Origin of the sequence: Dyella kyungheensis (assembly GCF_049913195.1) — a bacterium.
Taxonomy (GTDB): Bacteria; Pseudomonadota; Gammaproteobacteria; order Xanthomonadales; family Rhodanobacteraceae; genus Dyella; species Dyella kyungheensis.
On sequence record NZ_CP183983.1, the window covers coordinates 3,604,958 to 3,629,743 of the forward strand.

Genomic DNA, 24,786 nt, shown 5'->3' on the forward strand with positions numbered 1-24,786 from the left:
AGCTCTCACCGATGAATAGTGTATTTGGCTCAGTGTTTTGGTTACTTGTCACGCTAGGCGTGCTGGTGACCTTTCACGAATTTGGACACTACTGGGTAGCACGGCGTTGCGGCGTCAAGGTGCTGCGTTTTTCCGTGGGCTTCGGCAAGGCCATCTGGAAGCGCATCGGCAAGGACGGCACCGAGTACCAGGTTGCCATGATCCCCCTGGGCGGCTACGTGAAGATGCTCGACGCCCGCGAAGGCGAGGTCGATCCCGCGCTCGCCGGCCAGGAGTTCACCGCCAAGCCGGTGTGGCAGCGCATCGCCATCGTGGCCGCCGGTCCGGCCTTCAATCTGATCTTCACCCTGTTCGCGTTCTGGCTGATGTTCCTGGTCGGCAAGCCGGACATCGCGCCGGTGGTGGCCGCCACGCCCAAGAGCATCGCCGCCGAAGCGGGCGTGCGCACCGGCGACCGCATCCTGAGCGTGGACGGCCGCGAAGTGGCCACCCTGAGCGACTCCATGGATGCCGTGGTCAACGCCCTGCTCGGCCGCGACCCGCTGCCCATGCAGGTGCGCGGCACGGACGGCGCCACCCGCAACCTGGTGTTGCCGCTCAACCAGCTGCCTGCCGGCCAGGACATCGGCCAGTACCTGGACGAGCTGGGCCTGAAGCCGGCGCCGACGCCGGCCGTGGTGGGCGTGGTGCTTCCCGGCAAGCCGGCCTCCGTGGGCGGCATGCAGGGCGGCGACCGGATCAAGAGCCTCAACGGCACCGCCGTCGACAGCTACGAAGAGTTCCAGCGCCTGGTGCCCCAGGAAGCGGCCAAGTCGCCGACCCTGGCGATCGTGGTGGACCGCAACGGCAGCACCCTGCCGCTGTCCGTCACGGCCCGCATGGAGTCGCTGGAAGGCCAGCCGACCAACTGGGTGATCGGCGTGCAGTTCACCCAGCGCGAGCCGGCCGTGCTCCGCTACGGCCCGTTGAAGGCCATCGGCGCCTCGTTCGAAATGACCTGGAACAGCGCCGCCTCCACTTTCAACATGATCGGCAAGATGCTGACCGGACAGGCTTCGACCAAGAACCTTTCCGGCGTCATCGGCATCGCCCAGGTGGCCAATGCCTCGGCGAACATGGGCATCGGCTGGTTCTTCAGCTTCCTGGCCCTGGTCTCGCTAAGTCTTGCGATCCTCAACCTCATGCCGATTCCCGTCTTGGACGGTGGTTGGCTGCTGTATTACCTTATTGAGTTGGTTAAAGGCAGCCCCGTCAGCGAACGTGCGATGATGGCAGGTCAGTATGTCGGCCTGGTCATGTTGTTCACGTTAATGGGACTGGCTTTCTACAACGACATCCACCGCTTCCTGCCCTCGTGACGCGTACCGGCTTTGCCGAAAGTCGCGCGACGTCCGACGGACAGCCGTATCTGCAGCGTGCGCGATCACGCGCTTGCTACGGAAACACGGCGGTGGTTTACCCGGCGCATCTGGGGAAGATGCAAGCACCCTTTCAAGGCTGGGCTTGTCCTGGCTTCACGTATTGATCGGGGCGGTTTCGGCCGCCTCATCGGAATAAACCAACGGAATCGACGATGAAGCGTATCGCCGCCCTGATCCTGCTTGCCTCACTCTCCGCCAATGTTCTCGCTTTCGAGCCCTTTGTCGTTTCCGATATCCGTATCGATGGCCTCAGCCGCATTTCCGCTGGCACGGTGCTCAACTACCTGCCGGTCAACCGTGGCGACCGTCTGACCAACGACGCCGCCCAGCGTGCGATTCGCGCGCTGTACCAGACCAAGTTCTTCAGCGACGTGGAAATCGATCGCGAAGGCGACATCATGGTCATCAAGGTGGTCGAGCGTCCCTCGATCGCCAAGCTCACCCTGCGCGGCAACAAGGACATCAAAGAAGAAGATCTGCGCAAGGGCCTGAAAGAAATCGGCCTGTCCGAAGGCGAGACCTTCGACCGCCTGTCGCTCGATCGCGTGCAGCAGGAACTGGTGCGCCAGTACTACAACCGCGGCAAGTACAACGTGTCGGTCGATCCGCACGTGACCCAGCTCGACCGCAACCGCGTGGCCATCGATATCGAAATTCGCGAAGGCAAGGTCGCGAAGATCAAGGAAATCAACATCGTCGGCAACAAGGCGTTCACCGACAAGGAAATCCGCAAGGGTTTCGAGTCCGACACGTCCAACCTGCTGTCGTGGTATTCGAAGGACGACCAGTACTCGCGTGAAAAGCTCTCGGGCGACCTGGAGAAGCTGCAGTCCTACTACATGGACCGCGGCTACGCCGACTTCGGCGTCGACTCCACGCAGGTGGCCATCGCGCCGGACAAGCGCTCGATGTACATCGCCGCCAGCGTCAAGGAAGGCGACATCTACACCATTTCCGACGTGCACCTGCTCGGCGAGCTGATCCTCCCCGAGGATGCGCTGCATCAGCTGGTCTACGTGCACAAGGGCGACACCTTCAATCGCAAGGCGATCGAGGCGAGCACCAACGCGATCAAGAGCATCCTGGCCAGCATCGGTTACGCGTTCGCCAAGGTGACGCCGGTGCCGAAGCTGGACAAGGACAAGCGTACCGTCGACCTCACCCTGTACATCGAGCCGGGCAAGCGCGTGTACGTGCGCCGCGTGATCTTCCAGGGCAACACCCGCACGGAAGACGACGTGATGCGCCGCGAAATGCGCCAGCTGGAAGGCAGCTGGTTCTCGCAGCCGGCGATCGACCGCTCCAAGATCCGCCTGCAGCGCCTGGGCTATTTCAAGACCGTCAACATCGACAAGGCATTGGTGCCGGGCACCGAAGACCAGGTCGACCTGACCGTGAAGGTGGAAGAACAGTCCGCCGGCAGCCTGATGTTCGGCGTGGGCTATTCGCAGTACTCGGGCATCATCCTGTCCGCGTCGGTGTCGCAGAACAACTTCATGGGCACCGGTGACAGCTTCACCGTGGGCGCATCGCGCAGCGATTACTCCACCAGCATCAACGCCAGCTACTTCAACCCGTACCTCACCGACAGCGGCGTGGGTATCGGTTACAACGCCGGTTACACCAAGAGCAACTACGGCGACACCAACAGCGACTTCGTGAACTACGAAAGTTCGATGAAGTCGTTCTCCAGCTTCCTGAGTTTCCCGATTTCCGAAACGGACAACATCCGCGCCGGCCTCGGCCTCAGCAGCAACAAGATCAACCTCAGCTACCAGTACCTGACCGTCGACGAAAACGGCAACACCGTGACGCAGACGGCGAACTACTCGCCGCAGGTGCTGATCGACTACCAGAACGCGCTGGGTCACCAGACCATCCACACCTGGGATGCCACGCTGGGCTGGAACCACGACACCCGCAACGGTTACTGGGCACCCACCCGCGGCGGCCTGATCTCGCTGTCGACCGACATCGCCCTGCCCGGCTCCACCGTGCAGTACGTGAAGATCATGGGCGAGGCGAACCACTACTGGCCGATCGGCAAGGGCTTCGTGTTGTACATGGACGGCCAGGTCGGCTACGGCAAGACCTACGGCCAGACCTTCGACTACGACGGCGGCACCACCTACACGGCCGGCGAGAAGATCACCTTCCCGTTCTGGGAAAACTTCTACTCCGGCGGTGTGCGCGACGTTCGCGGCTTCCAGGACAACACGCTCGGTCCCCGCGTCTGCGTGGGCACCGTGGCCGATGCCAGCGGCAAGCAGGTGCCGATCACGCCGTCGCCGAACGGTACCTGTAACGGCAGCGTGTACAGCTACGCACAGCCGTTGGGTGGTGCGTTCAAGGTGCTGGGCACGGCCGAGCTGTACCTGCCGCTGCCGTTCCTCAAGGACATCAACACGGCCCGCGTGTCGTGGTTCGTGGACGTCGGCAACGCCTACCAGGACTACCAGAGCTTCACCGCCAAGACGCTGCGCGTCTCCACCGGTATCTCGCTGCACTGGCAGGCGCCGATCGGCCCGCTGATCATCAACTTCGCGGTGCCGCTGCGCACCCAGGCGGATGACGGTCACTACGAAGAGCGCATCCAGTTCACCTTCGGCAGCCAGTTCTGATCGGCTGACCGACGCAAGGCTGAAACCACAGAAGGCGCGGCCATGCCGCGCCTTTTTTTGTGACCCGCCTCTCGGGCGGCCACGCTTCGGGTCATAGCCGGCACGATCTCCAACCCATCTCTCGTCGAGATTTTTTGATGCCCCTGGCGGGGCGCCCTACAATGCGTCGATTGCAGGGAGCCGACATGAGCCTATTTCAGATCACCGTTTCCGAGCTGGCCGAGCGTTTTGGCCTGGTGTGCCACGGCGACGGCTCGCACGTCGTCGATGGCGTCGGCACTCTTGCCGGTGCAGGCCCCAGCCAGCTCAGCTTCCTTTCCAACAGCAAATACGCCTCGCAACTGGCCTCGACCCGCGCCGGCGTGGTGGTGATGCGCGAGGAGAACGTGGCCGAAAGCCCGGTGCTCGCCCTGGTCGCCCGCGATCCCTACGTGGCCTACGCCAAGATCGCCGCCCTGTTCGAACGCCTGCCCGCCTCGCCGCAGGGCATCCATCCCACCGCCGTGGTGGCGCCGACGGCCCGCGTCGCACCCACCGCCAGCATCGGCCCCGGTTGCGTGATCGAGGACGGCGCGGTGGTGGAAGACGGCGCCATCCTCGGCCCACATTGCATCATCGGTCCAGAGTGCACGGTGGGCGCGCAATGCCGGCTGGTGGCGCGGGTGACGCTGGTGATCCGCGTCACGCTGGGCCAGCGGGTGCTGGTGCACCCGGGCGCGGTGATCGGCTCGGACGGCTTCGGCCTCGCCTTCGACCGCGACCACTGGATCAAGCTGCCCCAGCTGGGCGGCGTGCGCATCGGCGACGACTGCGAGATCGGCGCCAACACCACCATCGACCGCGGCGCGCTGGACGACACCGTGCTCGAGGAAGACGTGCGCCTGGACAACCAGATCCAGATCGCCCACAACGTCTATATCGGCGCCCACACCGCCCTGGCCGGCTGCGCCGCGGTGGCCGGCAGCGCCAAGATCGGCCGCTATTGCATGATTGGCGGCAACGCCGGCGTGCTGGGCCATCTGGAACTGGCCGACCGGGTTACCATTACCGCCAAGAGCCTGGTCACGCACTCCATACGCGAGCCGGGTGAATACTCTTCGGGCGTGCCGCTGCAGGAGAACCGCCTGTGGCGGCGCAATGCAGCTCGCTTCAAACATCTTGATGAATACGTGCGCCGGCTCTCGGCGCTGGAGAAGGACAGCAACAATGAGTGACCTGACCGTGCCTTTCCACCTGCCCGTGAACGTGGAGCAGATCCAGCAGCTGCTGCCGCACCGCTATCCGTTCCTGTTGGTCGACCGCGTGATCGAGCTGGTGCCCGACAAGAGCGTGGTGGCGATCAAGAACGTGACGATCAACGAGCCGTTCTTCCAGGGCCATTTCCCCGGCCATCCGGTGATGCCCGGCGTGCTGATCGTGGAAGCCATGGCGCAGGCCGCCGGCGTGCTCACGCAGATCTCCAGCCGCCTCAAGGGCACCACGGGCAGTCCGCTGTTCTATCTGGCCAAGGTGGACAATGCGCGCTTCAACGCGCCGGTGGTGCCGGGCGACCAGCTGCGTCTCGAAGTGGAACTGAAGCGTCTGCTGCGCAGCATGGGCCTGTTCGAGGCACGCACCATCGTCAACGGCAAGGAAGTGGCCAGCTGCGAACTGATGTGCGCCGCGAGGTCCGACAAATGATCCATGCCACCGCGCAGATCGATCCTTCCGCCGTCATCGCCAATGACGTGAGCATCGGCGCGTACAGCGTGATCGGCGCTGACGTGCATATTGGCGAAGGCACGGTGGTCGGTCCGCACGTGGTGATCGAAGGTCCCACGCGCATCGGCCGCGAGAACCAGATCAGTCAGTTCGCCTCGCTGGGTGGCGCGCCGCAGGACAAGAAGTTCAAGGGCGAGCCTACCGAGCTGATCATCGGCGACCGCAACCTGATCCGCGAGTTCGTCACCATCAACCGCGGCACCAGCGATGGCGGCGGCGCCACGCGCATCGGCAACGACAACTGGATCCTCGCCTACGTGCACATCGCGCACGATTGCCAGATCGGCAACAACACGGTGTTCTCCAACTACTCTGCGCTGGCCGGCCACGTGGAAGTGGGCGACTGGGTGGTGATGGCGGGTTTCTCCGGCGCGCACCAGTTCTGCAAGATCGGCGCGCATGCCTTCATCGGCATGGGCTGCCTACTGGGTTCGGATGTGCCGCCGTTCGTGATGATGGCCAACGAGCAGCGCGGCCGTCCACGCGGCATCAACAGCGAAGGGCTCAAGCGCCGCGGTTTCGATACCACGCGCATTTCGGCGATCAAGCGCGCCTACCGCACGCTTTACATGGCCGGCCTGACCCTGGCCGATGCCCGCGAACAGCTGAGCGCGCAGGCCGGCGACAGCGAAGACGTGCGCGCCATGCTGGAATTTCTGGACCGCAGCGAGCGCTCGCTGGCACGCTGATATGAGCTTTGCTCATATCGGCAAAATAGGCACGGGCCCTGGCTCTTGAGGCAGTCGCGACATGCTTGAAAACCAAGTAACCAGGCGGGCCCCCACCATCGCCATCATCGCCGGCGAAGATTCCGGCGACCAGTTGGGGGCCGACCTGGTTGCCGCGCTCCGCCGCCGTTACCCGGAGGCGTGCTTCGTCGGTATCGGCGGTGCACGCATGCAAGCCGCCGGTTTCGACTCCTGGTACGACATCAGGGAGTTGTCGCTGTTCGGCTTCGCCGAAGTCGTCTCGCATTTGCCCCGCCTGCTTAAGCTGCGCAAGGAACTGGTGGCGCGACTCATCGCCGCGCGGCCCGATGTGGTGGTCGGCATCGATGCGCCGGACTTCAACCTCGGCGTCGAAAAACGCCTGCGCGAAGCCGGCCTGCGCACCGTGCACTACGTCAGCCCGTCGGTCTGGGCATGGCGCGAGAAGCGCACCGAGAAGATCGGACGCAGCGCGAACCGCGTGCTGTGCCTGTTCCCGATGGAACCGGCGATCTATGCACGTCACGGCGTCGATGCGCGCTTCGTCGGTCATCCGCTGGCCGACCGCTTTGCGCTGGTCTCCGACCGCATCGGCGCCCGCGATTTCCTCGGCATTCCGCTCAGCGTTCCCGTGCTCGCGGTGCTGCCCGGCAGCCGCGGTTCCGAAATCAAGCAACTCGGCAGCGCTTTCATCGAAGCCGCGCGCAAGGTCGCCGCGCAGATGCCGGGGCTGCGCATCATCGTGCCCGCCGCGAACGAGCGCGTGCACGCCAGCCTGAAGCAGATCATCGGCAACGCCCAGGATGAAAGTGCGCCGCAGCTTCTCGACGGCCATGCGCATGAAGCGATGCTGGCCGCCGATGTGGTGATGCTCGCCTCGGGCACGGCCACGCTGGAAGCCATGCTGGCCAAGCGTCCGATGGTGGTGGGTTACCGGGTCTCGCCGGTGAGCTACCGCATCGCGCGCGCGCTGAACATGCTCAAGACGGACGTCTATTCGCTGCCCAACATCCTGGCTCGCGCCAACGGCATGGGCGACGACGTGGTGTTGGTACCCGAGCTGATGCAGGACGATTTCACCGCCGACAAATTGGCCGAAGCCACGCTCGCGCTGTTCCAGGACAGCGAGCGCCGCGGCGCCATCGTGGCTGCATTCGAGCAATTGCATCTGGCGCTGCGCGGCGACCTGCAAGGCCATGCGGGCGACCTTGCTGCCGATGCGGTTGCCGAACTGATCGAGGCACGCCATGGCTGAGGCGAACGCCAGGGCGCGTCGCGAGGCGCCAGCGCCCGATGCCGTGGTGCGCTTCATCGCTGGCGTGGACGAAGCGGGACGCGGACCGCTGGCCGGTCCGGTGGCGGTCGCCGCGGTGATCCTGGATGCGTCCAAGCCGCGCATCCGCGGCCTCGACGATTCCAAGAAGCTCACGCACGCCAAGCGCGAAGCGCTCTACGAGAAAATCGTGGACCGCGCCCTCGCCTACAGCATCGTGATGGTGATGTCCGACGAGATCGACCGCATCAACATCTTCCAGGCCACCATGACCGGTATGAGCCGCGCGCTGGCGGGACTCAATCCGTGTGCGCACGAAGCCTTGATCGACGGCAACGCACTGCCGCGCGACCTGCCCTGTGCCGGACGCGCCATCATCGGCGGCGATGCGCTGGAGCCGGCCATCAGCGCGGCATCGATCCTGGCCAAGGTCACACGCGACCGCTGGATGGTGGAACTCGATCGTGAGCATCCGGGCTACGGCTTTGCCGAACACAAAGGCTACGGCACGCCGGCTCATCTGGCTGCGCTGCAGCGGCTGGGCCCCTGCCCGCATCATCGACGCAGCTTTGCGCCGGTGAAGATCCTGGTCGATCAGGGCGTGTTGTTCTGAAGCTCACCGGCGCTGAGCCGCAACGCCGAATGCAACACCGGGGCCAATCCATCCGCCCCGGCGCATGCCCAATGACCCACGTCATCGGCGCGCAACAGCGCTAAGCTACGCTTGAAATCAAACAGCGACAGGCCGCCTGCCATCCCGTGTCGAGGCAACCTTTTTCGCTGCAGCTGCATCCGAAGGATTAAGGAAGCGAAGCCACCGACGCTCGCCTCACCCACGCCAACACGGCGGTGTGCTTCCATCAGGCAGGGACGCTGGCCCCACGCGATCTCCCCAGCCGCGTGGTCATCGAGGACTCCAAGCGCGCGTTCGACCGCAGGAGTTGCGTCATGAGCACTCACCGCCCCAACGAAGCCGACCTCAGTCCCAACATCTCGCCCCTGTCGCAGCTCACTCCCGATGAGATGGAGGCGATCGCCGAGGCCGAATACCAGCACGTCGATTACGACCTGCAACCGCTACGGGTGCAGGGGCTGGAGCACTACCTCGACCGTTACGACATGAGCGAGCGCTTCCACATCTGGTGAAGCCGATGGCTGGCGACGATGGAGCGCCATCGTCGCCGCACGCCGTGCGATCAGCCGCGCTGCCGCAGCACGCTGTGGCGGTAGCCGTAGCCGATGTAGATCAGCATGCCGATCGCCGTCCAGCCCGCGAGCAGCATCCAGTTGCCGGCATTCATCTGCGCCAGCAGGAACAGGCAGACGATCACGCCGAGCGAGCACACCACCGGTGCGGCCGGCACGCGGAAACCACGCGGCAGCTCGGGCCGCGTGCGACGCAGCACCAGCACGCCGATGCACACCGTGGCGAAGGCCAGCAGCGTGCCCATGGAAAGCAGGTCGCCCAGCAGGCTCAGCGGGAACACCGCGGCCAGCAGGCCACCAATGACGCCAACCAGCACCGTCGTGCGGTGCGGCGTCTTGAAGCGCTCATGCACCGCGCCGAACGTGCGCGGCAGCAGGCCATCGCCGGCCATCGTGTAGAGGATGCGCGCCAGGCCCAGGTGCATGACCAGGATCACCGAGGTAAGGCCTGCCACCGCGCCCACCTGGGTCAACAGCTTCAGCCACGCGAGCTGCGGATGCGCCGCCAGCGCGGTGGCCACCGGCTCGGCCGTGGCCAGCTGCGGATACGGCACCAGGCCCGTCAGCACCGCCGCCACGATGATGTAGAGCACCGTGCACACAGCGAGCGAAATCAGGATGCCGGCCGGCACGTTCTGCTGCGGATTGCGCGTTTCCTGCGCCGCCGTGGCCACCGCGTCGAAACCGATATAGGCATAGAACACGCTGGTCGCCGCACGGAACACGCCGGACCAGCCGTAATGCGTACCGCCCTGGTTCTCCGGCACATACGGATGCCACAGCGAGGTGTCGATGTACTGCAGGCCGACCACCACGAACAGGATCACCACCAGCACCTTCAGCACCACCACCACGCTGGCGAACAGCGTCGACTGTCGCGTACCCGAGTACAGCAACGCGGTGATCGCGGCGACCACCAGCAGCGCCGGCAGATTGATCAACGCACCGGTCGCCACGAAATGCCCGTCGACGAAGGCCAGCGGCGCATTCGCCAGCGCGGCCGGCACGTCTATGCCCATGCTGTGCAGCAGGCCCACACCGTAGCCCGACCAGCCCACCGCCACCGACGACACCGCCAGCAGATACTCGGCCACCACGTTCCAGCCGATGAACCAGGCCAGCAGCTCGCCGAGGGTCGCGTACGCATAGACATACGCGCTGCCCGACACCGGCAGCATGGCCGCGAACTCCGCGTAACTCAGCGCCGCCAACGCGGCGGCCAGGCCGGCCAGCACGAAGGAGATGGTCAGCGCCGGGCCGGCATGCTCGGCCGCCGCCTGGCCGGTGATCACGAAAATGCCGGCGCCGATCACCGCACCCACGCCCAGCACGATCAGTTCCTTCAGCCCCAGCGTGCGGCGCATGTTGTCGCTGGCCGAGAGCGAGGCTTCGACGGGCTTGATGGTGAACAGTGAACGGAGCAATGACATCGGCGCTTCCCCGGCAACCGCCAGGCCGCCGTACAGATGGATAAAACACCGGACCATGCCAGTCCCCGGCCTTCCCCGCAACCGCCACAAGTCCGGCTCGTCCAGGGCCGCAGGCAGGCCCGATGGCTCCGCTATGCTTCGCCAGCCCAGGGGGAGAAACCATGAGACGCTCGATTCGAATGGCGCTGGCCGTGCTGGCGCTAGGCCTGGCCGGTCTGTGCCAGGCCCGCCCCGGACCGGGCGATGTGCCGCCCGACTACCTCGGGCACGCCAGGGATGGTCATGAAGTACGGGTCTCCGACCTGCACGGCAAGGTGGTGATCGTGAGCTTCTGGGCCTCCTGGTGCGGCTATTGCCGCAAGGAACTCCCGGTGCTGGCCGCGCTGCAGAAACTCAAGGGCGCCGCTGACCTGCAGGTGATCGGCGTCAATCACGACGACGACTACGACAAGTACAAGGATCTCAGCCGCCGCTGGAAGAACCTCGAGGTCATCCTCACCTACGATGCCGCCGACAATCGCATCGGCAAGCCGTACAGGATCGACGGGCTGCCCTTCATGGTGATGATCGGGCGCGACGGGCGCATCGCCCATGTCCATACCGGCTATGGCGAAGACTCGCTGGACACGATCATGACGGAAGTGGACGACCTGCTGGCCCAACCCGCGCCCGCATCGACCGACACCGCCAACGCGAGCCCGGCGTCCTCCTGATACGGCGCGGAACCGCCGCGCGGGCGGCAATGTCAATTCTTGCCCGTCCAGTGCGGCGCCGTTAGGCTGGACATCCATCTCGCGCGTGCGCCATGTCCGTCCGCTTCGCTCACCTCCACCTTCACAGCGAATACTCGCTGGTCGACTCGACCATCCGCATCAAGGGGATGGTCGAAGCCTGCGTGCGCCTGGGTATTCCCGCGGTCGCACTGACCGACGACAGCAACATGTTCGGGCTGGTGAAGTTCTACAAGGCCTGCAGCGCCGCCGGCATCAAGCCGATCGGCGGCTGCGACGTGTGGGTGAGCGCGCCCGACGATCCGCGCCCCTGGCGTCTCACCCTCATCTGCCAGGATCGCGAGGGTTATCTCAACCTGTCGCGCCTGGTGTCGCGCGCCTGGCGCGACGGCCAGCAAAGCGGCCGCGCGCTGGTCGATGCCAACTGGCTCACGCCGGACGCCACCCGCGGCCTGATCGCCCTGCTCGGGCGCGAAAGCGAAGCCGGGCGCATCGCGGTCAACCAGGGCGTGGACAACGCGGCGGCACGGCTGCGTCCGTTCGCCACGCAGATGGCCGACCGGCTCTATCTCGAACTGACCCGCACCGGCCGCGACGGCGAGGAAAACTGGAACGTGGCGGCGCTGGCGCTGGCCTCGCAGCTCGACCTGCCGGTGATCGCCAGCAACGACGTGCGCTTCCTCAAGGCGGACAACTTCGAATCGCACGAAGCGCGCGTGTGCATCAACCAGGGCCGCGTGCTCGCCGATCCCAAGCGTCCGCGCGACTACAGCGACCAGCAATACCTCAAATCGCCCGAGGAAATGGAGGCGTTGTTCGCCGACCTTCCCGAAGCGCTGGAAAACACCGTCGAGCTGGCCAAGCGCTGCACGCTGGAGCTGGAATTCGGCACCTATTACCTGCCCGACTTCCCGGTACCGGAAGGCCACGACCTGGCCAGCTACATCCGCGCGATCTCGCGCGAGGGCCTGAGGGAGCGGCTCGAATTCGCCGGTGTCGCGCCGGGCCGCACGCGCGAGGAATACGAAGCGCGGCTGGAACGCGAGCTGGACGTCATCATCAAGATGGGCTTCCCCGGCTACTTCCTGATCGTGGCGGACTTCATCAACTGGGGTAAGCAGAACGGCATTCCCGTGGGACCGGGCCGCGGCTCGGGCGCGGGTTCGCTGGTGGCGTGGGTGCTGAAGATCACCGATCTGGATCCGATCCAGTTCGACCTGCTGTTCGAGCGATTCCTCAATCCCGAACGCGTGTCGATGCCCGACTTCGACATCGACTTCTGCATGGATCGCCGCGATGAGGTGATCGACTACGTGGCGCGCAAATACGGCCGCGACCACGTCAGCCAGATCATCACCTACGGTTCGATGGCGGCGAAGGCCGTGCTGCGCGACTCCGGCCGCGTGCTCGGCATGGGCTACAACGCCGTCGACCGCATCGCCAAGCTGATTCCCGCTCGCCCGCTCGACCTCACCCTGCAGTGCGTGCTGGGTCGCTCGGAAAAGGCCAAGAAAGAACCCGATCGCATCGTCAAGGAATTCTGCGAGCTCTACGAGCAGGACGAAGAAGCGCGCACGCTGATCGACCTGGCGCTGAGCCTGGAAAGCCTCACCCGCAACGTCGGCAAGCATGCGGGTGGCGTGGTGATCGGTCCCAAGCCGCTGACCGAGTTCGCACCGCTGTACTGCGAACCGGGCGGCGCGGGCGTGGTCACGCAATACGACAAGGACGACGTGGAAGCCGTCGGCCTGGTGAAGTTCGACTTCCTTGGCCTGCGCACGCTCACCATCATCGACTGGGCGGTGAAGGCGATCAATCTGCGCCGGGAGAAAACCGGCGAAGAACTGCTGGATATTTCCGCGCTGCCGCTGGACGACGCCTACACCTACAACGAGGTGTTCAAGAAGGCGCAGACGGTAGCGATCTTCCAGTTCGAATCGGCCGGCATGCAGCGCATGCTCAAGGATGCGAAGGCCGACCGCTTCGAAGACCTCATCGCCCTGGGCGCCTTGTACCGCCCGGGCCCGATGGACCTGATCCCCAGCTTCGTGGCGCGCAAGCACGGCCGCGAAGAGGTGATCTATCCCGATCCGCGCGTCGAGCCTGTCCTGAAAGAGACCTACGGCATCATGGTCTACCAGGAGCAGGTGATGCAGATGGCGCAGATCGTGGGCGGTTACACGCTCGGCGGCGCCGACTTGCTGCGCCGCGCGATGGGCAAGAAGAAAGTCGAGGAAATGGCGAAGGAACGCGCCAAGTTCCGCGAGGGCGCGGCGAAGGACGGCGTCAGCGGCAACAAGGCCGACGAAATCTTCGACGTGATGGAGAAGTTCGCCGGCTACGGCTTCAACAAGTCGCATGCCGCCGCGTACGCGTTGGTGTCGTATCAGACCGCGTGGCTGAAGGCGCACTACCCCGCCGAATTCATGGCCGCGACGATTTCGTCGGACATGGACAACACCGACAAGGCCGTCACCTTCATCGACGAGTCGAAGGCGATCGGCCTGAAGGTATTGCCGCCGGACGTCAATGCGTCCGAGTTCATGTTCGTAGCGGTGGAACCGAAGGTGATCCGCTACGGCCTGGGCGCGATCAAAGGCGCCGGCCAGGGTGTGTGCGAAGCGATTGCCGACGAACGCAAGCGCAACGGCCCGTACAAGGACCTGCCCGATTTCTGCCGCCGGGTGGATTCGACCAAGCTCAATCGGCGCGTGCTGGAGGCCTTGATCCTCTCCGGTTCGCTGGATGCGCTGGCCGAGAATCGCGCCAGCCTGATGGCGCAGTTGCCGAACGCGATGAAAGTCGCCGAGCAGCATCTGCGCGACCGCCAGAGCGGCCAGAACGACATGTTCGGCGCCATGATGGGCAGCGTGGCTCCGGTTGTGCAGGTGGATCTGCCCACGGTGCCCGAATGGCCGCTGGAGCAGTTGCTGCAGGGCGAGCGCGACACGCTCGGCCACTATCTTTCCGGCCATCCCACCGATCCGTGGAAGGACGAACTCGCGCAGCTTTCCACCTGCCCGCTGGGCGAGATCGCCGACCGTTACCAGCCCCCAAAGCCGCGCAAGAACGACGACGGCGACAACAACCGTTTCCGCCGCGGCCCGGATACGCCGTGGACGGTCGCCGGCATGGTCACGGCCATCCGCAAGCGCGGCGATAGCGACGCGTTCGTGCGGCTGGAAGACGGCACCGGCATCATCGAAGTGAGTTTCTTCGGCGAGCTTTACCAGCAGGTCGCACCGCTGCTCACGCGCGACGAACTGCTGGTGGTGGAAGGCGGGCTGCGCATCGACGATTTTTCCGGCGGCGGCTTTGCGGTTCGCGCCCGCAGCGCCTACACCCTCGGCGACGCCTGCCGCCGATATGCGCGCCTGCTGCGTTTAAAACTGAACGGGGTGAACCCGGCTTTCATCGAGGATCTTCGCCGCACGCTGGCCGGCTACCGCGGCGGACGCGCCAGCGTGATCCTGCACGGCTATCACAACGCTACCGCCCAGGCCGACCTGGAGCTGGGCGAGGAATGGCGGGTGGACGCCATCCCCGAGCTGCTGCGGGCGATCCGCGCGGTGCCGGGAGTCGAGGCGGCAAAGCTGCGCATCGTGAAGACGGATGACCGGCCACGGGGCGACTGAGCCCCGGCCAATACAGCCACCTTCACCCTCTCCTCACCCCCATACGCCCCCGTTCCCGCGAAATTCCGCGGCCCGGTATACTTGCGCGCTTCCGTGTCATGAACTGCACCGAATGAATCCTAACTTCCTCGATTTCGAACAACCCATCGCCGAGCTGGACGCGAAGATTGAAGAGCTTCGCCATGCCAGTCACGGGCAGGCGTTCAATATCGACGAAGAAGTCGCACGCCTGCGCGAGAAGCTGAAGCTCAAGACCAACGAGATCTTCCGCAACCTCACGCCCTGGCAGGTGACCCAGCTGTCGCGCCATCCGGGCCGTCCCTACACGCTCGATTACATCAGCGTGATGTGCGACGAGTTCCATGAGCTGGCCGGCGACCGTGCCTATTCCGACGACGCGGCCATCGTGGGCGGCCTGGGCCGCATCAATGGCCGCTCGGTGATGATCATCGGCCACCAGAAGGCACGCGATACCAAGGGCAAGGTGCGCCGCAACTTCGGCATGCCGCGTCCCGAGGGTTACCGCAAGGCGCTGCGCCTGATGAAGATGGCCGAGCGTTTCGGCCTGCCGCTGATCACCCTGATCGATACCCCGGGAGCCTATCCCGGCGTCGGCGCCGAAGAGCGTGGCCAGTCCGAGGCGATCGCCCGCAACCTGCTGGAAATGGCCGATCTGAAAACGCCGATCATCTGCACGGTGATCGGTGAAGGCGGTTCGGGCGGTGCACTCGCCATCGGCGTGGGCGACCGCACCATCATGCTGCAGTACTCCGTGTATTCGGTGATTTCGCCCGAAGGCTGCGCCTCCATCCTGTGGAAGAGTGCCGAGAAGGCGCGCGATGCTGCCGAGGCACTGGGTCTCACCGCGCCGCGCCTGCTCGAACTGGGCCTGGTCGACAAGGTCGTGCGCGAGCCGCTGGGCGGCGCGCATCGCAATCCGCACTCGATGGCCGTGCGCCTGAAGGCCGTGCTGCTCAACCAGCTCGATGAGCTGGAAGCGCTGCCGATCAAGGACCTGATGGACCTGCGCTACAAGCGCCTGCGCGGCTACGGCGCGTACACGGAATAAAACCGCCGCACCTCCTGTGGGAGCGCACCCTGTGCGCGACGGGGGCCTGCGGAACCGGCGCGCACAGGATGCGCTCCCACAAAGGTGCGACCGGCGCGCTACCATCCGAGGCAACGCCGTCGGGAAATCGCGTCCATGGCCAACGAACTCGCCAACAAGCTTGCCGTCCTGATCGATGCCGACAACGCGCAGCCGACCATCGCCGAACCGTTGCTGGCCGAGGTGGCGAAATACGGCACCGCGCACGTCAAGCGCGCCTACGGCGATTGGACGTCCAATCACCTGAAGGGCTGGAAGGAACAACTGCTCACCCAGTCGATCCAGCCGATCCAGCAATTCGGCTACACCAGCGGCAAGAACGCCACCGACTCGGCGATGATCATCGATGCGATGGACTTGCTGTACTCGGGTCGTTTCGACGGTTTCTGCATCGTCTCCAGCGACAGCGACTTCACCCGGCTGGCGGCACGCATCCGCGAGTCCGGCCTGATCGTCTACGGCTTTGGCGAACGCAAGACGCCCGACCCGTTCGTGGCGGCCTGCGACAAGTTCATCTACACCGACATCCTGGTCGGCAAGCCGGATGAAGAACAACCGCTCAAGCCGCGCACGGCGGCGCAGCTCAAGCAGGATTCCAGTCTGGTGAACCTGCTGCGCAACGCGCTGGAAGCCGCCTCCGACGACGACGGCTGGGCCGCGCTCGGCGGCGTAGGCTCCATCATCACCAAGCAACGTCCGAACTTCGACGCACGCAGCTACGGCTACAACAAGCTCAGCGAATTGATTGCCGCCACCACGCTGTTCGAACTGGACCGGCGCAGTCCCGGCGAAGGGCGTCCCAAGGTGATCTACGTGCGCACCAAGGGCAAAAAGCCGGCCACCCGTGAATAAGCTGATCGACACGCTTCGACACGCTTTGCAGCAACAGCCGCAAGGTCACTTGTGCGTGGCCTACAGCGGCGGACCCGACTCCACCGCCTTGCTGCATGCGCTGTCGCAGATGCCGGAAGCACAGGCGCGCGAATTGCGTGCACTGCACATCGATCACGGCCTGCACGATTTGAGCGACGCGTGGGCGATCCACTGCAAGCAGCTGGCGCAGGAATGGGGCGTGTGGTGCCTGGTGCTGCGCGTCGAGGTGGATCACGCGCGTGGCTACGGACTGGAAGCGGCGGCACGCGACGCGCGCTATCGCGCCTTTGCCGCCTCGCTGCGCAAAGGCGAACGGTTGCTGCTCGCACATCACCGCGACGACCAGGCCGAAACGGTCTTGCTGAAGTTGCTGCGCGGCGCCGGACCGGAAGGTCTCGGCGGCATGCGTGTCACGCGTCGACTCGGCGAAGGCTTGCTGTGGCGTCCGCTGCTCGACACGCCGCGCGAACTGTTGCGCCAGTACGTCGAAGAACACGAACTGCCGTGCATCGACGACCCGTCGAATCAGGATGCCCGCCTCGCGCGGAATTTCCTTCGTCACGAGATCCTGCCGCGCCTCACCCAACATTGGCCGCAGGCGGTGGATTCCATCGTGCACAGCGCCAGCCTCAACCGTTCCGCCACCGAAGCGCTGGAGCGGCAATGGCGCAGTGCGCAGGCGCAGTTGCTGGACACGGCCACCGGCAGCCTGGACGCCGGCGGCTGGCTCGCGCTTTCGCCGGCGCTGCGCCATCCCCTGCTCGACGACTGGCTGCATGCGCGCGGACTCAGCGCACCCACCACCGCGCAGCGCGAGCAGATCGAACGCCAGTGCAGCGCGCGCGACGGGCAGCTGCCGTGCATCCGCTGGGCCGGCGCTGAAGTGCATGTGTGGAAGGGACGCCTGTGGGCGCTGCCGCCGCAGCCGTCGATCGATCCGCACTGGAACAGCACCTGGCAGGGCGAACCGCTGGCCCTGCCGGACGGCGGCAGCCTGCGGCTGGACCCGCCAGGACAACTCGCCGAACCGCTCGCCATCCGACTGCGCCAGGGCGGCGAGCAGTTGCGCCCCGCGGGCGACGCCCATACCCGCGAACTGCGCGACCTGTTCCAGCAGAGCGCCATGCCACCCTGGCGCCGGGCGGCCTGCCCCCTGCTCTACGCGGGCGAGGAGCTGATCGGCGTGGGCGACCGCTGGCTGACTGCACGTGGCGTAGCCTTGTTCGGGGAGATGCGTCCCCTATGGCAACCGGCCTATTGAGCCTGGTTTCGATTGATTCCGTACGTCCCCTGCGCTAGCTTTGCGGGCCATGGCCAAGTCTGCATCCGTACCCGTCCCTCCTGCCGCCGATTTCGAACACTCGCTGGACGAACTCGAGCAGTTGGTTGCGCGTATGGAAGGCGGCGAATTGAGCCTGGACGAATCCCTGTCCTCCTTCGAACGCGGCATCGGCCTCTACCGCCATTGCCAGCAGGCATTGGAGAATGCCGAGCTACGCGTACGAATGCTGCTCGATCCCGATGCCCCAGACACAGCCGAACCTTTTGAACCGGAGCTCTGAGCTCGGTGCGCAGCTCAAAACGCTGATCGCCCGCGCCGAAGAGACGCTCGTCCGTTCGCTTCCCCCCGAAGACACCGCACCGGTCGAACTGCACCGGGCCATGCGTTATGCCGTGCTCGGCGGCGGCAAGCGCTTGCGTCCCCTGCTGGTCTACGCGGCCGGCCACGCCTTCGGCGAAACCGGATCGCGCCTGGATGCCCCGGCCGTGGCGGTGGAGCTGATCCACGCCTACTCGCTGGTGCACGACGATCTTCCGGCGATGGACGACGACGCCATGCGCCGCGGCCGTCCCACCTGCCACATCGTGTTCGGCGAAGCCATGGCGATCCTGGCCGGCGATGCGCTGCAGGCGCTGGCCTTCGAACTGCTCGCCCACGACGTGGACCTCGGCGTATCGCCCGCCCGCTGCGTGGAAATGCTGCGCGTGCTGGGTCGTGCGTGCGGCGCCGACGGCATGGCTGGCGGGCAGGCACTGGATCTGGCCGCCGTGGGCCGCAAACTCTCGCTCAACGAACTCGAATTCATGCACGCCTGCAAGACGGGCGCCCTGATCCGTGCCGCCGTGCACCTGGGCGGCCTTGCTGCCGGCGCGTCCGAAGACGATCTGGCCGCGCTCGGCCGTTACGGCCACGCGGTGGGCCTGGCCTTCCAGGTACGCGACGACATCCTCGACGTGGAAGGCGAATCGGTCGTGCTCGGCAAGACCGCGGGCAAGGACGCGGCCGCCGACAAGCCGACCTTCCCCTCGATCATCGGCATGGACGCATCGCGCGAACATCTCGCCCGCCTCACCCAGGACGCGCTCGATGCGATCGCGCCCTTCGGCGAACGTGCCAGCCTGCTGGAAGAACTCGCCCGCTACGCCGCCGCGCGCCTGCGCTGACCGCCGCCGCGCGCGAGTCAACAGGCGCCACGATGGAACGTTCCAGCGTGATAGATCCCCGACCATGGCGATGCGATGTCCCTTTCCCGCTTTTTCCGCGTCTCGTGGCTCGGTGCCGCCGTCGTGTTCACCGCCAGCGCGGCGTTCGCCGCCCAGACCACCGACTTCTCCGGTGCCTGGCGTCTCGACGACCGCCATAGCGACAACGCCGACGGCCTGACCAACGCCATGCGCGTGGAAGCGCGCAAGGAATTGGCCGCGCGGCAGCAGCAGTCGGCCCCCGCCTCCTCATCGTCGAGCGCCACCCCAGCCGGCGCGGGGCACGGCGGCGGCCATCGCGGTGGCGGCGGAGGCGGTGGCATGGGCGGCGGTGGCATGGGTGGCGGTGGCCACGGCGGCGGTATGGGCGGCGGCGGTCATGGCGGCCATCGTGGTGGCGGCAGCGGCGACGCCAAACCCACGGATGCCGGCGACAAGGACCCCATCGCCACGGCCACCTACCCGATGCCACCGATGCTGGCGAACGATTCGGTCCTGCTGGTGCAGCAGGACGCCAAGACCTTCCAGGTGCACCTGGGCAATGGCGACCAGCTCACCGGCAAACTGGATGGCGTGGCCCGGCAGTCGCTCAATGGCAATGCCATGGTGCGCGGGCAGATCATGGGCGGCCAGCTGGTCGTGAATATCCGCTACGCGGACGGCACGCAGCTCGACCAGACCTGGGCAATGTCGGCCGATGGCCAGCAGATGGTGGTGTCGGGCGCGTGGAAGGTACCCACGCTCGAGCAGCCGGTGGGCTTCACGCGCACTTACGTCGGGCTGCACTGAATCGAAAAGGCGGCCCGCGGGCCGCCTTTTCTTGTACCGGCCTAGCCGATCAGGCGCAGCGTGAACGGGTAGCGATAACGCACGCCTTCATTCGCGCGAATCGCCGCGATGATGGTGAACACCAGCCAGGCCACGCCGACCACGACGCCGACGGGGATGGCGATCACCACGCCAAGGCCGAGCGTGATCAGGGTGAGCACGAACAGCGCGAAGAAGATGATGGCCACGGTGATGTTGAAGTTCAGCGCCTCTTTCCCCTGGTCGTTGACGAAGGGCATGCTGTCCTTCTTCACCAGCCAGATGATCAGCGGCCCGAGGAAACAGCCCCAGCCGAACCAGTGACCGGTCAGGATAAGCCCGGCCAGGGCGGAAAGATGGGCGAACATGGCCCATTGGCGCTCCTGGGCGCCAGGGGGATCGGACGGCGGCGCGGCGGAACCGTTCGACGGCGGCGGTACGACGGACTCGGGCGGAACGCTCATGCGTACATCTCCTAGGTCGTAAAGGCCTGATTGTTCTGTCAGCAAGAACTGACGGCCTCATCCTAGCAAGTGTCCGCCCGGTTTACCGGTGCAGGTAGTCACTCACCTGCGATGGTCATCTGCTCCAGCAAGATCGACCCCGTCAGCAGGTGCGAGCGATGGTCGACATCCGCACCGACCGCGACGATGTTGGCGTACATGTCGCGCAGGTTGGCCGCGATGGTGATCTCTTCCACCGGGTAGGCGATCTCGCCGTTTTCGACCCAGAAGCCGGCCGCGCCACGCGAATAATCGCCCGTCACGGTGGACACGCCCTGGCCCATCACCTCGGTCACCACCAGGCCGGTGCCCATGCGCTTGAGCATGGCCGCGAAATCGTCCTGGCCGGGTTCCACGATCATGTTGTGGATGCCGCCCGCGTTGCCGGTGGATGCCAGCCCCAGCTTGCGCGCCGAGTAGCTGCCCAGCACGTAACGGGCCAGCACACCGTTTTCGATCAGCGCGCTGTCGCGGGTGGCCACGCCTTCCGCGTCGAATGCACCCGAACCCTGCCCGCGCATCAGGAACGGACGCTCCACGATGTTCATCCAAGAGGGCATCACCTGCTTGCCGGCGTGGTCGAGCAGGAAGCTGGCCCGGCGATAGAGCGCGCCTCCGCTCACCGCGCCGATCAGATGACCGATCAGGCCGCGTGCCACTTCCGGCGTGAACAGCACCGGGCACTGTCGGGTGGAAAGCTGGCGCGCGCCCATGCGTGCCAGCGTGCGTTGCGCGGCCTTGTCGCCGAGCGCCCGTGCGTCCATGAAATCATTGGCGGAGCGCACGCTGTCGTACCAGTAGTCGCGCTGCATGCCCTCGTCGTCGCCGGCGATCAGCGCCACCGACAGCGAATGGCGGGTGCCGCGCTCGCGCCCCAGGAAGCCATGCGAATTGGCATAAACGGCCAGGCTTTCGCCCATCTGCACGCTGGCGCCGTCGGAATTGGTGATGCCGGCATGCGCGCGGCCGGCGTCTTCGATCTGCTTGCCCAGCGCGATGGCCTGGTCGGTCTCGATGCGCCAGGGGTGCCACAGATCCAGGTCCGGGAATGCCGTGGCCATGCGCGAGGCATCGGCCAGGCCGGAGGCCGGGTCTTCCTCGGTGAAACGGGCGATGGCGCAGGCCTGCTCCAGGGTGGCCTGGATCGAATCGGCATTGAGGTCGGCCGTGCTGGCCGAACCCTTGCGCTGGCCGAAATACACGGTGAGCCCGAAACCGCGGTCGCGCGTGTGCTCCACCGTTTCCACCTCGCCCAGCCGCACGTTCACGTTCAGGCCCGTGTCGATGCTGGCGGCCACCTCGGCCTGGCTGGCCCCGGCAGCCCGGGCCCGGCGGATCACGTCCTCGGCCAGTTGGGCCAGACGGTCGAGTTCGTCGTTGCTGCGGTCCTGGGCGGTGGTGCTGAGCTGGGTCACGCGTCTTTTCCTACGGGCAAGCGGGGAACGGGTAGAATACGCGGTCCTAGCCGCGCAACTCTCCAAGATGGGGTCGCGCACCCGAAAGCAAAGTGCGTCGCGGAGAACGCCATGTCACTGACAGCCGGCATCTACCGCCACTACAAAGGCCAGCGTTATCGCGTCCTGGGCATCGCCCAGCACAGCGAAACGATGGAGCAGGTAGTGGTCTATCAGGCGCTCTACGGCGACTACGGCCTGTGGGTGCGCCCAGCCGCCATGTTCTGCGAAACCGTGGAACTGGATGGCGAGCCGATCCCCCGCTTTGCGCTGGAACAGGCCGAGCCCGACCTGCTCGATGGCGTGACCGCCGCCCGCTGAGCTTCATCTGTTGGAATAACCCCGTGAATCGCACTTACACCGATCAGCCCGACCACGACTACGGCCCCACCCGTACCCAGCAACGCAAGGATGCCCTGGCGGTGCTGGCGCTGGCCAACCAGTTGATGGAACTGCCACCGAGCAAATTGGCCAAGCTCGATCTGCCGGAAGACGTGCAGCGCGAAATCGCCAACACGCGCCGCATCACCGCGCACATCGCACGCAAGCGCCAGCTGGCCTTTCTGGCCAAGGTGATGCGCCGCCACGACGCCGGCATTTTCGAAGGCGTACGCGCGGCACTCGGCGAAAACCGCGATCTGCAGCGCCAGGAAACCGCCGCGATGCACCGGCTGGAAGCGATGCGCGACCGCCTCCTCGCCGATACCGACAACGCCATGGGCGAAGTGATCGAGCTGTATCCCAGCGTCGACCGCCAGCATCTGCGTTCGCTGGTGCGCCAGGCCAAGATCGAGAAAGACGGCAACAAGCCGCCGCGCGCGTACCGCGAGATCTACCAGCTGCTGAAGGATCTGGCGGCAGGAAGCGGTGGGGATGAAGCCGTCGACGAAAACGAAGACGACGTGCAGGAAGAGAACGAGGATTGAGGCAAGCGTGAGTCGCGCACAGGGTGCGCTCCCACAATTTGCCGCACCCTTGTGGGAGCGCACCCTGTGCGCGACTCAACCCGCCTCAGTCACCCTTGACTCGAAACCGCCCACACGTATCCCGCGGCGAAACAAAACAATCGTGCACCTCGCACAACGCACTAGCGCCGATGCTCGCACCATAAGCCGAACCAAACGAGGTCAAGCCCGGCACGCGCCGTTCCGTCTCGCGCGGATCATCGCGGCGATGGCGGCAATGCTCGCAGCGCGCGACGGGCGCGGGAAGGTTCATCCGCCCAGGCCATTCCAGTAAACCGCGAACACGTGCACCGACAGCACGTAGCCGATGATGATGTTCACCACCACGCCCGCGGTGAACGCCAGCCACGGCCGCCAGCCGGTGCCCGCCAGCGAACGCAGCCGTGTGGTCAGGCCGATGCTGAGGAAGCAGAAGGTGAACGCCCAGGTGCGCAGCGTGCTGATCGGCGCGACCAGATCGGGCGTGACGATCTTGCGGTAATCGGCCAGCGAATAGTGGCTGGCAATCCAGGTCACCAGCGCCGACGCCAACACGAAGCCGAACACGAATTTCGGAAAGCGCGCCCAGATTTCGCGTACATCCGCTTTGGCCTGCACGCCGCCCTCCGAAGTGTTCCAGCGCGTGGTGGCTATCCAGGCCAGCGCGAATGCCCAGATGCCGATCCAGATATCGCGCCCCACGACTTTCATCAGCGTGAACGCCTGCACGGCAGCATCCGGCGCACCCGCAATGGCGCCGCCCGCGTTGCGTGCGGCATCGCCGTAAGCCTGCGCCGCCGCCACACCCGCGGCATCGGCGAATTCGGAGGTGCCGATCCATGCACCCGCCACTGCCGTCGACAAACCCAGTGCCTTCGATGCGAACGGCAACACGAAGATCATCACGATGGCCCATACCACCACCAGGGTGATCGCCACCGACGTATCCTCGCGCCGTGCGCGCACGGCACCGCCGCTGGCAATCGCCGCGGACACGCCGCACACCGCGCCGCCCACGCCAAGCACCGCGGCAAAACGCCGGTCCAGCCCCAGCGCCTTGGCAACGAGGAAGATGGTGAAGAACGTGGCAAGCGAAACGATGGTCGCCTGCCCCACCGCCACCGGACCGGCCCACACCAGCAAGGTGAGCGGCAAGGTCGCGCCCAACAGCACGATGCCGACCTTGATGTAGAACTCCACCCGCAATCCCGACTGGAACCAGTCAGGCAGCTTCACCGTGTTGGATACAACCAGGCCCAGCCCCAGGGCGAGCAACGGCGCCTCGAGGTTGTAGCGCGAAGCCTCGACCCAAGCGGAAGCGGTGAAGATCAGCAGCGACACCACGAACAGGATCGCGAACGCCGATAGAAAGCGCGCCAGCGAATGCCCCAGCACCGCCAGTCCGGTGCCGAACAGCAGCGCGAACGCGGCGAACAGCGCGAGATAGTTCGGGCCGTGCGAGACGATGCCCTGCCACGCTTCCGCCAACGTCTTCCACTTGGCCGGCGCCACCGCCAGCCATTTCAGGCTGCTGCCGTTGGCGAACAAGGCCCACGCCACCACGATGACCAGCAGGCCGATCCACACCGACCACCAGTCCTCGTTGGCAAAGGCGCCCCACCGCGTCGAGCGCGCGGCGGCCGCTTTCGCACCGGCCTGACCCGGTAGCACACCCGTCGCTTCGCTCATCGCCACGCCCCTCATCGCCGCAAGATGACCGGACGTCCAGACGTCCAGGCGGCCAACGGAAAAGGCCGCAGCGGACACTGTCCGCTGCGGCCTGGGTCAAAGCGAAATGAGCTTTTGTTCTATGGATATAGCCCGGCGC

General features: G+C 65.7%; 22 protein-coding genes. 18 read left to right on the forward strand and 4 right to left on the reverse strand.

Annotated features, from left to right (window positions below; translation table 11 throughout):
• Positions 1–11: 11 nt before the first annotated feature.
• The 8 genes from rseP to ACN9MB_RS16360 all read left to right on the forward strand — a co-directional run bounded on the left by rseP (position 12) and on the right by ACN9MB_RS16360 (position 8,929).
• Positions 12–1,358, forward strand: coding sequence for an RIP metalloprotease RseP (gene rseP / locus ACN9MB_RS16325; protein WP_426269608.1), 1,347 nt, complete (start codon positions 12–14; stop codon positions 1,356–1,358).
• Positions 1,359–1,573: 215 nt separating this feature from the next.
• Positions 1,574–4,042: an outer membrane protein assembly factor BamA gene (gene bamA, locus ACN9MB_RS16330; protein ID WP_204634075.1), complete on the forward strand. Its 2,469-nt coding sequence runs from the start codon at positions 1,574–1,576 to the stop codon at positions 4,040–4,042.
• 185 nt (positions 4,043–4,227) lie between these two features.
• On the forward strand, positions 4,228–5,256 hold the full coding sequence (gene lpxD / locus ACN9MB_RS16335) for a UDP-3-O-(3-hydroxymyristoyl)glucosamine N-acyltransferase (protein WP_426269609.1): 1,029 nt from the start codon (positions 4,228–4,230) through the stop codon (positions 5,254–5,256).
• Positions 5,249–5,722 (forward strand): 3-hydroxyacyl-ACP dehydratase FabZ, encoded by a 474-nt coding sequence (gene fabZ / locus ACN9MB_RS16340; RefSeq protein ID WP_426269610.1) that lies wholly within the window; start codon positions 5,249–5,251, stop codon positions 5,720–5,722. The genes lpxD and fabZ overlap by 8 nt, the downstream gene beginning before the upstream one ends.
• Positions 5,719–6,492 (forward strand): acyl-ACP--UDP-N-acetylglucosamine O-acyltransferase, encoded by a 774-nt coding sequence (gene lpxA / locus ACN9MB_RS16345; protein ID WP_204634073.1) that lies wholly within the window; start codon positions 5,719–5,721, stop codon positions 6,490–6,492. The genes fabZ and lpxA overlap by 4 nt, the downstream gene beginning before the upstream one ends.
• 61 nt (positions 6,493–6,553) lie before the next feature.
• Positions 6,554–7,765: a lipid-A-disaccharide synthase gene (gene lpxB / locus ACN9MB_RS16350; protein WP_204634072.1), complete on the forward strand. Its 1,212-nt coding sequence runs from the start codon at positions 6,554–6,556 to the stop codon at positions 7,763–7,765.
• On the forward strand, positions 7,758–8,396 hold the full coding sequence (locus tag ACN9MB_RS16355; RefSeq protein WP_204634071.1) for a ribonuclease HII: 639 nt from the start codon (positions 7,758–7,760) through the stop codon (positions 8,394–8,396). The genes lpxB and ACN9MB_RS16355 overlap by 8 nt, the downstream gene beginning before the upstream one ends.
• Before the next feature lie 335 nt (positions 8,397–8,731).
• Entirely contained in the window at positions 8,732–8,929 is a 198-nt protein-coding gene (locus ACN9MB_RS16360; RefSeq protein WP_204634070.1) for a hypothetical protein, read from the forward strand.
• A 50-nt stretch (positions 8,930–8,979) separates the two neighbouring features.
• Here the strand turns inward: ACN9MB_RS16360 and ACN9MB_RS16365 are convergent, their stop codons facing one another.
• On the reverse strand, positions 8,980–10,419 hold the full coding sequence (locus ACN9MB_RS16365; RefSeq protein ID WP_426269611.1) for an amino acid permease: 1,440 nt from the start codon (positions 10,417–10,419) through the stop codon (positions 8,980–8,982).
• Positions 10,420–10,580: 161 nt separating this feature from the next.
• On the opposite strand from ACN9MB_RS16365, the gene ACN9MB_RS16370 reads away from it, so the two are divergent.
• The 8 genes from ACN9MB_RS16370 to ACN9MB_RS16405 all read left to right on the forward strand — a co-directional run bounded on the left by ACN9MB_RS16370 (position 10,581) and on the right by ACN9MB_RS16405 (position 20,039).
• Entirely contained in the window at positions 10,581–11,132 is a 552-nt protein-coding gene (locus tag ACN9MB_RS16370; protein ID WP_426269612.1) for a TlpA disulfide reductase family protein, read from the forward strand.
• Between the two features lie 92 nt (positions 11,133–11,224).
• Positions 11,225–14,785 carry a DNA polymerase III subunit alpha gene (gene dnaE, locus ACN9MB_RS16375; protein WP_426269613.1) on the forward strand — a complete coding sequence of 1,187 codons (3,561 nt, stop codon included), beginning with the start codon at positions 11,225–11,227 and terminating at the stop codon, positions 14,783–14,785.
• A 112-nt stretch (positions 14,786–14,897) separates the two neighbouring features.
• On the forward strand, positions 14,898–15,854 hold the full coding sequence (locus ACN9MB_RS16380) for an acetyl-CoA carboxylase carboxyltransferase subunit alpha (RefSeq protein ID WP_204634066.1): 957 nt from the start codon (positions 14,898–14,900) through the stop codon (positions 15,852–15,854).
• Positions 15,855–15,989: 135 nt separating this feature from the next.
• Entirely contained in the window at positions 15,990–16,745 is a 756-nt protein-coding gene (locus ACN9MB_RS16385) for an NYN domain-containing protein (RefSeq protein WP_204634065.1), read from the forward strand.
• A complete protein-coding gene (gene tilS, locus ACN9MB_RS16390; protein ID WP_426269614.1) occupies positions 16,738–18,027 on the forward strand; it encodes a tRNA lysidine(34) synthetase TilS in 1,290 nt (429 codons plus the stop codon). Before ACN9MB_RS16385 ends, tilS begins: the two co-directional genes overlap by 8 nt.
• 49 nt (positions 18,028–18,076) lie before the next feature.
• Entirely contained in the window at positions 18,077–18,328 is a 252-nt protein-coding gene (locus ACN9MB_RS16395) for an exodeoxyribonuclease VII small subunit (RefSeq protein ID WP_204634064.1), read from the forward strand.
• Positions 18,312–19,211 (forward strand): polyprenyl synthetase family protein, encoded by a 900-nt coding sequence (locus tag ACN9MB_RS16400; protein WP_204634063.1) that lies wholly within the window; start codon positions 18,312–18,314, stop codon positions 19,209–19,211. Before ACN9MB_RS16395 ends, ACN9MB_RS16400 begins: the two co-directional genes overlap by 17 nt.
• Positions 19,212–19,286: 75 nt before the next feature.
• Entirely contained in the window at positions 19,287–20,039 is a 753-nt protein-coding gene (locus ACN9MB_RS16405) for a hypothetical protein (protein ID WP_204634062.1), read from the forward strand.
• A gap of 41 nt (positions 20,040–20,080) precedes the next feature.
• Here ACN9MB_RS16405 and ACN9MB_RS16410 read toward each other — a convergent pair whose 3' ends face one another.
• Positions 20,081–20,521, reverse strand: coding sequence for a DUF4870 domain-containing protein (locus ACN9MB_RS16410; protein ID WP_426269615.1), 441 nt, complete (start codon positions 20,519–20,521; stop codon positions 20,081–20,083).
• A 98-nt stretch (positions 20,522–20,619) separates the two neighbouring features.
• Complete coding sequence (gene pmbA / locus ACN9MB_RS16415; protein ID WP_426269616.1) at positions 20,620–21,975, reverse strand: metalloprotease PmbA; 1,356 nt, start codon at positions 21,973–21,975, stop codon at positions 20,620–20,622.
• A 111-nt stretch (positions 21,976–22,086) separates the two neighbouring features.
• On the opposite strand from pmbA, the gene ACN9MB_RS16420 reads away from it, so the two are divergent.
• Positions 22,087–22,335, forward strand: a complete 249-nt coding sequence (locus ACN9MB_RS16420; RefSeq protein ID WP_426269617.1) for a DUF1653 domain-containing protein — start codon at positions 22,087–22,089, stop codon at positions 22,333–22,335.
• A gap of 23 nt (positions 22,336–22,358) precedes the next feature.
• A complete protein-coding gene (gene yjgA, locus ACN9MB_RS16425; RefSeq protein WP_426269618.1) occupies positions 22,359–22,940 on the forward strand; it encodes a ribosome biogenesis factor YjgA in 582 nt (193 codons plus the stop codon).
• A 288-nt stretch (positions 22,941–23,228) separates the two neighbouring features.
• On the opposite strand, the gene ACN9MB_RS16430 is transcribed toward yjgA, so the two are convergent.
• Complete coding sequence (locus ACN9MB_RS16430) at positions 23,229–24,647, reverse strand: YeiH family protein (RefSeq protein WP_426269619.1); 1,419 nt, start codon at positions 24,645–24,647, stop codon at positions 23,229–23,231.
• Between the last annotated feature and the right edge of the window lie 139 nt (positions 24,648–24,786).

Excerpts from the sequence above, each read along its gene's own strand:
- lpxB (WP_204634072.1), top strand. The coding sequence starts at position 6,554 with ATGCTTGAAAACCAAGTAACCAGGCGGGCCCCCACCATCGCCATCATC.
- bamA (WP_204634075.1), top strand. The coding sequence starts at position 1,574 with ATGAAGCGTATCGCCGCCCTGATCCTGCTTGCCTCACTCTCCGCCAAT.
- rseP (WP_426269608.1), top strand. The coding sequence starts at position 12 with ATGAATAGTGTATTTGGCTCAGTGTTTTGGTTACTTGTCACGCTAGGC.
- ACN9MB_RS16360 (WP_204634070.1), top strand. The coding sequence starts at position 8,732 with ATGAGCACTCACCGCCCCAACGAAGCCGACCTCAGTCCCAACATCTCG.
- dnaE (WP_426269613.1), top strand. The coding sequence starts at position 11,225 with ATGTCCGTCCGCTTCGCTCACCTCCACCTTCACAGCGAATACTCGCTG.
- ACN9MB_RS16380 (WP_204634066.1), top strand. The coding sequence starts at position 14,898 with ATGAATCCTAACTTCCTCGATTTCGAACAACCCATCGCCGAGCTGGAC.
- ACN9MB_RS16355 (WP_204634071.1), top strand. The coding sequence starts at position 7,758 with ATGGCTGAGGCGAACGCCAGGGCGCGTCGCGAGGCGCCAGCGCCCGAT.
- ACN9MB_RS16370 (WP_426269612.1), top strand. The coding sequence starts at position 10,581 with ATGAGACGCTCGATTCGAATGGCGCTGGCCGTGCTGGCGCTAGGCCTG.
- fabZ (WP_426269610.1), top strand. The coding sequence starts at position 5,249 with ATGAGTGACCTGACCGTGCCTTTCCACCTGCCCGTGAACGTGGAGCAG.
- ACN9MB_RS16405 (WP_204634062.1), top strand. The coding sequence starts at position 19,287 with ATGTCCCTTTCCCGCTTTTTCCGCGTCTCGTGGCTCGGTGCCGCCGTC.
- ACN9MB_RS16365 (WP_426269611.1), bottom strand. The coding sequence starts at position 10,419 with ATGTCATTGCTCCGTTCACTGTTCACCATCAAGCCCGTCGAAGCCTCG.
- lpxA (WP_204634073.1), top strand. The coding sequence starts at position 5,719 with ATGATCCATGCCACCGCGCAGATCGATCCTTCCGCCGTCATCGCCAAT.
- lpxD (WP_426269609.1), top strand. The coding sequence starts at position 4,228 with ATGAGCCTATTTCAGATCACCGTTTCCGAGCTGGCCGAGCGTTTTGGC.
- ACN9MB_RS16395 (WP_204634064.1), top strand. The coding sequence starts at position 18,077 with ATGGCCAAGTCTGCATCCGTACCCGTCCCTCCTGCCGCCGATTTCGAA.
- ACN9MB_RS16430 (WP_426269619.1), bottom strand. The coding sequence starts at position 24,647 with ATGAGCGAAGCGACGGGTGTGCTACCGGGTCAGGCCGGTGCGAAAGCG.
- ACN9MB_RS16420 (WP_426269617.1), top strand. The coding sequence starts at position 22,087 with ATGTCACTGACAGCCGGCATCTACCGCCACTACAAAGGCCAGCGTTAT.
- ACN9MB_RS16385 (WP_204634065.1), top strand. The coding sequence starts at position 15,990 with ATGGCCAACGAACTCGCCAACAAGCTTGCCGTCCTGATCGATGCCGAC.
- ACN9MB_RS16410 (WP_426269615.1), bottom strand. The coding sequence starts at position 20,521 with ATGAGCGTTCCGCCCGAGTCCGTCGTACCGCCGCCGTCGAACGGTTCC.